The 6,942-nt window shown below is 71.8% G+C and carries 9 protein-coding genes; 6 read left to right on the forward strand and 3 right to left on the reverse strand.

The window, feature by feature from the left end; genetic code table 11:
- Positions 1-322: 322 nt before the first annotated feature.
- Positions 323-553, forward strand: a complete 231-nt coding sequence (locus GSF22_RS28320) for a winged helix-turn-helix domain-containing protein (protein ID WP_208816813.1) — start codon at positions 323-325, stop codon at positions 551-553.
- Between the two features lie 335 nt (positions 554-888).
- Positions 889-1,134 (forward strand): GntR family transcriptional regulator, encoded by a 246-nt coding sequence (locus GSF22_RS28325; RefSeq protein ID WP_208816815.1) that lies wholly within the window; start codon positions 889-891, stop codon positions 1,132-1,134.
- Positions 1,135-1,304: 170 nt separating this feature from the next.
- Here the strand turns inward: GSF22_RS28325 and GSF22_RS28330 are convergent, their stop codons facing one another.
- The 3 genes from GSF22_RS28330 to GSF22_RS28340 form a co-directional block, all read right to left on the reverse strand.
- Positions 1,305-1,904 carry a dihydrofolate reductase family protein gene (locus tag GSF22_RS28330; RefSeq protein WP_208816818.1) on the reverse strand — a complete coding sequence of 200 codons (600 nt, stop codon included), beginning with the start codon at positions 1,902-1,904 and terminating at the stop codon, positions 1,305-1,307.
- A gap of 33 nt (positions 1,905-1,937) precedes the next feature.
- Positions 1,938-2,441, reverse strand: coding sequence for an NUDIX hydrolase (locus GSF22_RS28335; protein WP_208816820.1), 504 nt, complete (start codon positions 2,439-2,441; stop codon positions 1,938-1,940).
- A 63-nt stretch (positions 2,442-2,504) separates the two neighbouring features.
- Complete coding sequence (locus GSF22_RS28340; RefSeq protein WP_208816822.1) at positions 2,505-2,966, reverse strand: hypothetical protein; 462 nt, start codon at positions 2,964-2,966, stop codon at positions 2,505-2,507.
- Positions 2,967-3,164: 198 nt separating this feature from the next.
- On the opposite strand from GSF22_RS28340, the gene GSF22_RS28345 reads away from it, so the two are divergent.
- From GSF22_RS28345 to npdG, 4 genes are all read left to right on the forward strand, one after another.
- Positions 3,165-3,368 (forward strand): hypothetical protein, encoded by a 204-nt coding sequence (locus GSF22_RS28345; RefSeq protein WP_208816824.1) that lies wholly within the window; start codon positions 3,165-3,167, stop codon positions 3,366-3,368.
- Positions 3,369-3,450: 82 nt separating this feature from the next.
- Entirely contained in the window at positions 3,451-4,614 is a 1,164-nt protein-coding gene (locus tag GSF22_RS35115) for a hypothetical protein (protein WP_244454283.1), read from the forward strand.
- A 90-nt stretch (positions 4,615-4,704) separates the two neighbouring features.
- Positions 4,705-6,135, forward strand: coding sequence for an RNB domain-containing ribonuclease (locus GSF22_RS28355; protein WP_208816825.1), 1,431 nt, complete (start codon positions 4,705-4,707; stop codon positions 6,133-6,135).
- Positions 6,136-6,241: 106 nt separating this feature from the next.
- Positions 6,242-6,940, forward strand: coding sequence for an NADPH-dependent F420 reductase (gene npdG / locus GSF22_RS28360; RefSeq protein ID WP_208816827.1), 699 nt, complete (start codon positions 6,242-6,244; stop codon positions 6,938-6,940).
- The last annotated feature ends 2 nt before the right edge of the window (positions 6,941-6,942 follow it).

The raw sequence follows: 6,942 nt of genomic DNA on the forward strand, positions 1-6,942 counted from the left end.
GGCCGTGCCGTACCCGCCGGAGCCCAGCACCCACCCCGGGCCTGTCGGGTCGCTCCTCTGACGGGGGGAGCGTTGTGACGGGTGTCGGGACAGCGCAGTCAGGCCGTTGGCTATGGGGGAGAACAACGCCCTGACCTGCACTGCCCCGACTCATCCGGGTCGGATCGTCCCGGGGGGTGAGGCCACCCTTGTTTGCCGACGAGAGCGCCTCGCAAGTCAACATATGATGCTTAGTATCACGAGCGCAAGTCTTGGGATCCTTGGAACTTGATGTCGTAAGAGAAGAGTGGTCAGATGGTGGTGCCGACGAGGGAGCACCACCATGCCTGCAACGCCGTTCTACGAGCGGATCGTCAACGACATCCGCACTCAGATCAAATCGGGCGAGTTGAAGCCCGGCGACAAGCTGCCATCGATCTCCGAACTGTGCGCCCAGTACGAGGTGTCAACTCAGGTGATCCGGTCCGCGATGCTGATCCTCCGCGCCGAAGGGCTGGTCGAGGGTCACCAGGGCCGGGGAGTCTATGTCCGCCCGCAGGGTGCGGCTGGATAGACCTGTACGACGGATCGCGCGTACCGCGAAGCCGACATCCTCGGCGGTCACGTACGGCGGTAGTGGTAGCTCGTCCAACGGTTCGACGGCCCCGGCCATGGTCCTCCTCTGGATGTGCGTGGAGCGCGGGTAGGGCCGGGAGAGCGTTCGTGCCAGCGCAGATGGGGGAGCATCTGGACAGGGCCGCCGCCCTCCCGGCCGAGGGTCGACCGCAGTGCCTAGCTGGGAGGGCCCTGCGGCAGACTTTACCGATAATGTCGTTAAAGTCAACGATGCGCTTGAAGTTCTCCCACTGTCCGTGATCAGATGGTCATGCCTAGCTGGGAGTCCTTCGCATGCCCGCACCACGGAAGTTCGAGCCGCACTACCGGCGGATCATCGCCGACATCAGGGGTCGGATCGCCTCTGGTGAGTGGCAGCCTGGTCACAAGTTGCCGTCCACGAAGGCTCTTGCCGAGCTTTACGAGGTGCGTAGCCAGTCAACGGTCCGCCAGGCGATCACGATCCTCATCGAGACCGGCGAGCTGTACGGGCATCAGGGCCTGGGCGTCTTCGTCGCGGAGCAGGTCACACAGCGCTGATCGGTCGGCTCGCCGCTGGATGCCGGTGGCGTGTGGGATGAGCGCGTCAACTGGTGGCCTGGCTGGCTGGTTGGGGCATCAGGATCGACGCAAGATGCAGGATATCGGGGTGTCGGCCGTCTACGGACACCCCGATATCCGGGAAACTGTCGACGTCGGCAGCGGTCGGCTCAGCGACGTACGCGGTAGCTGACGTGGGTGACGAGCGAGGCGGCCCGTGACCCGATCAGGTCGAGGCGCAGCGGCGGTACCCGGTCGAAGAGGCGTTCGCCGCCGCCGAGGGTGACCGGCGCGATGTGCGTGCGCAGCTCGTCGATGAGGCCGGCGGCCAGGTACTGGTTGACCGTGGCGGCGCCCCCGGCGATGGCGACGTCGCGGTCGCCGGCTGCGGCGCGGGCCTGGTCGAGGGCGGCGTGGATGCCCTCGGTGACGAAGGTGAAGGTCGTGCCACCCTTCATGGTCAGCGGGGCCCGCGCGTGGTGGGTGAGCACGAACACCGGCCCGTGGTACGGCGGCTCCTCGCCCCACCAGCCGCTCCAGTCGAGGTCCCACTCGCCGCGACCTGGGCTGAACATGTTGCGCCCCATGATGAATGCGCCGGCCGCGACGATCCGATCGATCTCGGCCTGATTCTCCTCGGGGGTGTCGAACATCCAGGCGTGCAGCTGGTCGGCCTGCCCGCCGCCGAGCGGGCTGTCGATGCTCTGATCCGGGCCGGCGACGTAGCCGTCGACGGAGATCCCGATGTCGCAGACGACCTTGTTGAGCATGGGCTTCTCACTCTCGTAAATCGACGACAGGGGTCACGGGCTGCCGGTGACCGGCCCGCACGGCTCGCCCGGCGCCGCGAACCAGGTGTCGCCGTGCGCCACCAGTCCCTGGGTGATGACGAGGCGGGCGTGCCCGTCCAGCGCCGGCAGCCGGTCCGGGGCGAACCATCCGACGGCGGTCGACTCGTCGTCGTTGACCCGGGCGGTGCCGCCCACCAGCCGGCACCGGAAGCCCATGTTCAGGAAGACGCACCGGTCACCGTTGGGGTAGCGGTGCGGATGGTTGGTCACGCAGCACAGCCGTTCCGGCTCGACGTGCAGGCCGGTCTCCTCGCGTACCTCCCGGACCACCGCCGTGGCCGGTTGCTCGTCCGGCTCGACGATGCCGCTGATCACCGACCACCGGCCGTCGTCGGCCCGCCGGCCCAGCAGTACCTCACCCGCGTGGTTGTACACCAGCGCGCTGACGCTGGGCAGCCAGAGCAGGTCGTGGCCGATGTGCTTGCGCATCCGCAGGACGTAGTCGGGAGTACCCATCGGTCGACCCTACGACCGACGGCCGACAGGGCCGGAGCGCGGTCGGCGTACCACGTCGACGGGTCACGGTTCGGCGGGTGGGCAGGGTGTCTCGCGTACCGCCTCCGCCGGGCCGCCCGGGACGGTCTGCTGGTAGCAGGAGACCACCCTGCTCTGCTGGTACCCGAAGAGGGTGGTGCCGGTCTTGACCACCCGTACCTCGAAGAGCAGCCGCAGCCCGTCCCGGTCGGGTTCGAGCCGGAGCACCCGTACCCCGCCGGTCCGCTCCGCCGCCTGCCGGAACCGGGCGGGCGGGACGGTCGACGTGGCGCCCGACGCCTGGGCGGCCGTGTTCAGCAGGTCGGACCGGACGAGGTGGGCCCGGCGGTCCACCTCCCGCCGGGCCCGGTCGTCGAGCTGCTGCTGGGACCGGTCGTGCAGCGCCGGCACGGTGACCGCCCCCGCGATCGCGAGCACCGCACCGACCAGCGCACCGCCGACGAGGACGCCGAGCAGTCGACGTGCGGTGGAACCCCCGTACTCCATGTCCGGATTGTGCGGGACGGGCCGGTGCCCGGGCGGCGCATCGCGTCGACGGTGCCAGTTTCGCCAGCCTGTTCACTTGTCTGGTGCGAATTTTGCGGTTTCTGCCGGTAATGCCGGGAGCCTCTCTACAGTGGATGACACGTGGACATCCCTCGCGAACCGGTGGCGCCTGTCCGGTTCGCGGTGCACAGTGATCGTATGAGCGACAGCGGAAGCGGTACCCGGTACTACTGGTGCGTCCGACACCAGCGGGTGGAGACCGATGCGGACGTGTGCCCGGCCAAGCACGTTCTCGGCCCGTACGCCTCGGCGTCCGACGCCGAGCAGGCGCTGCAACGGGTGCAGGAACGTAACGAAGCATGGGAGGCGGAGGACGCCCGCTGGGCCGGGGAGGAGAGCTAGACCAACGGTCCGGGCCCGCGTCGGACACTCCGTGCTCTCCGTACGAGACATCCGAGAGCATGTCCCCAAGGAGGGAACCGAGATGGCCGAAGCACAGCAGGCCACTGCCCGGCCGGCCACCAACCGGACCACCGCCCGCAAGACCGCTGCGGTGAGCAGGAGCGCCGGAGCCAGCCGGACCAACCCGGCACGTAAGGCTGCGGTGGCCGGTGCGACCGCGCGCCGGAGCGCGACCGGGACGGCTCCCGCCGGCAAGGCGACCGCCGCCCGGACCGCCGCGACCGGACCGGCCCGGAAGGCCGCCGGCGCGACCCGGACGGCCGGTACGGCGAAGGCGACCACTGCACGGGCGACCGGTACGGCGAAGGCGACGGCGGCACGGGCGACCGGTACGGCGAAGGCGACCACGGCACGGGCGGCCGGTACCGCCAGGACGGCCACGGCGAAGGCGACCGCTGCGAAACGGGCCACGACCGCCAAGGCGACGACCGCGAAGAAGGTGGCTGCGGCGAAGGCGACGGCGGCGAAGAAGACCGCCACGGCGAAGGCGACCGCTGCGAAACGGGCCACGACCGCCAAGGCGACGACCGCGAAGAAGGCGGCTGCGGCCAAGACCACGGTTGCCAGGAGGACCGCGACGACGAAGGCGGTGACCGCGAAGCGGGCCACCCCGGCGAAGGCCACGACCACCGCCGCGAAGCGAACGGCGGCGGCGGGGACGGCGACCGCGCGGAAGAGCACGGTCGCCCGGCCGACGACCGGTACGAAGAAGGCGGTGACCGCGAAGAAGGCGGCCACGGCGAGGACGACCGGGACCGGGCGGCGTACCCCCGCGAAGCGGGCCACCACCCCGGCGAAGGCTGCCACCGCGGCGCGGCCGACCACGACGGCGGCCGTCGCGAAGGCGGTCGCGGGCAAGACCACGGCGGCGGCGGGCCAGCGGAACGTCGTCACCCGCAAGCCTGCCACGGCGAAGAAGACCACCGTGGCGTCGAAGCGGACGACGGCGGCGAAGCGCACCTCGGCGGCCAAGCCCGTGGCGAAGCGCTCCACCGCTGCGCCGACGGCCGCTGCGAAGCGGGCACCGGCCCGGAAGGCCGCCGCCAGCCCGGCGGCCCCGGCGAAGAAGGCCACGGCCCGCAAGACCACCACCCGCAACACCACGACCCGGAAGAGCACCGCCCGCAAGAGCACCGCCCGCAAGACGGCGGCCCGCAAGAGCACCGCCCGGAAGGCCGCCGGCTGACCGTCGGCGGCCGGGGGCGGCAGGTCACGGGCCGGTTCCGGTACCGGCCGGCAGGAGGCGGATCCGGGTACCCACGGATAAGAATGGTCCGTGGTCATCCGACGCGTACTCGCACCCCGCATCGACTTCACCGCGCTGCGGCGTGAACTGGACCTGCCCGACGGGTACCCAAACGATGCGCTCCGTGAGGCGGACGCGGCGGTGGCGGCGGATCCGGGACCGTCGACCGACCGGACGGACGTACCCTTCGTCACCCTCGACCCGGCCACCTCACGGGACCTGGACCAGGCGATGCAGCTGGCCCGGCGGCCCGGCGGCGGCTACCGGGTGCGGTACGCGATCGCCGACGTCAGCTCCTTCGTCCGCCCCGGCGGGACGCTGGAGGCCGAGACCTGGCGCCGGGGGCAGACCATCTACCTGCCCGACGGCAAGGTGCCCCTGCACCCGGAGACCCTCAGCGAGGGGGCGGCCAGTCTGCTGCCCGACGTCGAGCGGCCCGCCGTGGTCTGGACCATCGACCTGGACGCGGACGGGGCACCCGGGACGGTACGGCTGGAACGGGCCCGGGTCCGTAGCCGCGCCAAGCTCGACTATGCCACCGCGCAGGCCGACGCGGAGGCCGGGCGGCTGCCCGAGCCGATCGCGTTGCTGCCCGAGATCGGCGCCCTGCTGACCGAGCGGGGGCTGGACCGGGGAGCGATCAACCTGCCGCTGCCCGAGCAGGACGTCGAACCCGACGGCGACGGCTGGCGACTGGTGCTCCGCCCGCCGGTGCCGATGGAGGACCACAACGCGCAGATCTCACTGCTCACCGGCATGGTCGCCGCGCAGCTCATGATCGCCGGCCGGGTGGGTCTGCTCCGGACGATGCCCGCGCCGCGACCGGAGGCGGTACAGCGACTGCGGACCGCCGCCGTCCCGCTCGGCGTGGACTGGCCGGCGCAGACGAGCGTGGGCCGGCTGATCGCCGGACTGGATCCGGCCCGGCCCCGGAACGCGGCCTTTCTCGACCAGGCCGCCGAACTGATGCGCGGGGCCGGCTACACCGCGTTCGACGGTACCGTCCCGGAGGACCCGGGCCACGGCGGCGTGGGCGGCGCGTACGCGCACGTCACGGCACCGCTGCGTCGGCTCGCCGACCGGTACGCCACCGAGGTGTGTCTCGCCCTACACGCCGGTACGCCGATCCCGGACTGGGCGCGTGCCGCGCTGCCGAAGCTGCCGGAGGTGATGGCGGGTACCGACCGGGTCGCCTCGGCCGCCACCCGGGGCGCGATCGAGTTGGCCGAGGCGGTGCTGCTCGCCCACCGGGTCGGGGAGACCTTCGACGCGGCGGTGGTCGACGTGGACGCCCCGGCGGCGGACGGTCGGGCCCGCCGTCGGCCCGGTGGGGCGGTGGCGATCGACGACCCGCCGGTACGGGCCCGCTGCGACGGGGACCTGCCGCTCGGCGAGCGGATCCGGGTACGCCTGGTGACCGCCGACCCGGCCACCCGGAAGGTGCGCTTCGAACGGGCCTGACCGCTCAACCGGCTGACGCGTCGACGTCCGGTCACCGTACCGGTGGGTAATGTGTCACAGCGGTCGACCCTGCTGCCGGCCGTCGGAGTTTGCGAGGATGGGTGCCATGGCTTACGACGCGAGCACACTGCCCGACGTGTCCGGGCTGACCGTCGGCATCATCGGCGGCACCGGTGACCAGGGACGGGGGCTCGCCTACCGGTTTGCCCGCGCCGGCCAGCGGGTGCTGATCGGCTCACGGTCGGCGGAGCGCGCCGAGCAGGCCGCGCGGGAGATCGCCGCACTCGACGGGGTGCCGGCCGACGCCGCGATCTCCGGCGGCGACAACACCGGGGTCGCCCACGACTCGGACATCGTGATCATCGCGGTGCCCTGGGACGGGCACGGGGCCACCGTCGCCGCGCTCGCCGGGCCGCTGACCGGCAAGATCGTCATCGACTGCGTCAACCCGTTGGGTTTCGACAAGCAGGGGCCGTACGCCCTGACGGTCGCGGAGGGCAGCGCGGTCCAGCAGGCGGCGGCCCTGCTCCCCGGCTCCCGGGTCTGCGCCGCGTTCAACCACGTCAGCGCACCCCTGCTGGCCGACCCGACCGTCGACCGGATCGACCTCGACGTGCTGATCTGCACCGAGGACCGGGACCTGGTGGAGGTGGTCGGGGCGTTGGCCGCGCGGATCCCCGGCATGCGGGGCGTCTACGCCGGCCGGCTGCGGAACGCCCACCAGATCGAGGCGTTCACCGCCAACCTGATCGCGATCAACAAGCGGTACAAGGCCCACGCCGGCATCCGGGTCACCGACCTCTGACC

This window comes from Micromonospora echinofusca, assembly GCF_017614955.1.
Taxonomy (GTDB): domain Bacteria; phylum Actinomycetota; class Actinomycetes; order Mycobacteriales; family Micromonosporaceae; genus Micromonospora; species Micromonospora echinofusca_A.

Bases quoted from the DNA above. Each gene is read 5' to 3' on its own strand.
- GSF22_RS28320 (WP_208816813.1), top strand. From the start codon at position 323: ATGCCTGCAACGCCGTTCTACGAGCGGATCGTCAACGACATCCGCACT.
- GSF22_RS28325 (WP_208816815.1), top strand. From the start codon at position 889: ATGCCCGCACCACGGAAGTTCGAGCCGCACTACCGGCGGATCATCGCC.
- GSF22_RS28330 (WP_208816818.1), bottom strand. From the start codon at position 1,904: ATGCTCAACAAGGTCGTCTGCGACATCGGGATCTCCGTCGACGGCTAC.
- GSF22_RS28335 (WP_208816820.1), bottom strand. From the start codon at position 2,441: ATGGGTACTCCCGACTACGTCCTGCGGATGCGCAAGCACATCGGCCAC.
- GSF22_RS28340 (WP_208816822.1), bottom strand. From the start codon at position 2,966: ATGGAGTACGGGGGTTCCACCGCACGTCGACTGCTCGGCGTCCTCGTC.
- GSF22_RS28345 (WP_208816824.1), top strand. From the start codon at position 3,165: ATGAGCGACAGCGGAAGCGGTACCCGGTACTACTGGTGCGTCCGACAC.
- GSF22_RS35115 (WP_244454283.1), top strand. From the start codon at position 3,451: ATGGCCGAAGCACAGCAGGCCACTGCCCGGCCGGCCACCAACCGGACC.
- npdG (WP_208816827.1), top strand. From the start codon at position 6,242: ATGGCTTACGACGCGAGCACACTGCCCGACGTGTCCGGGCTGACCGTC.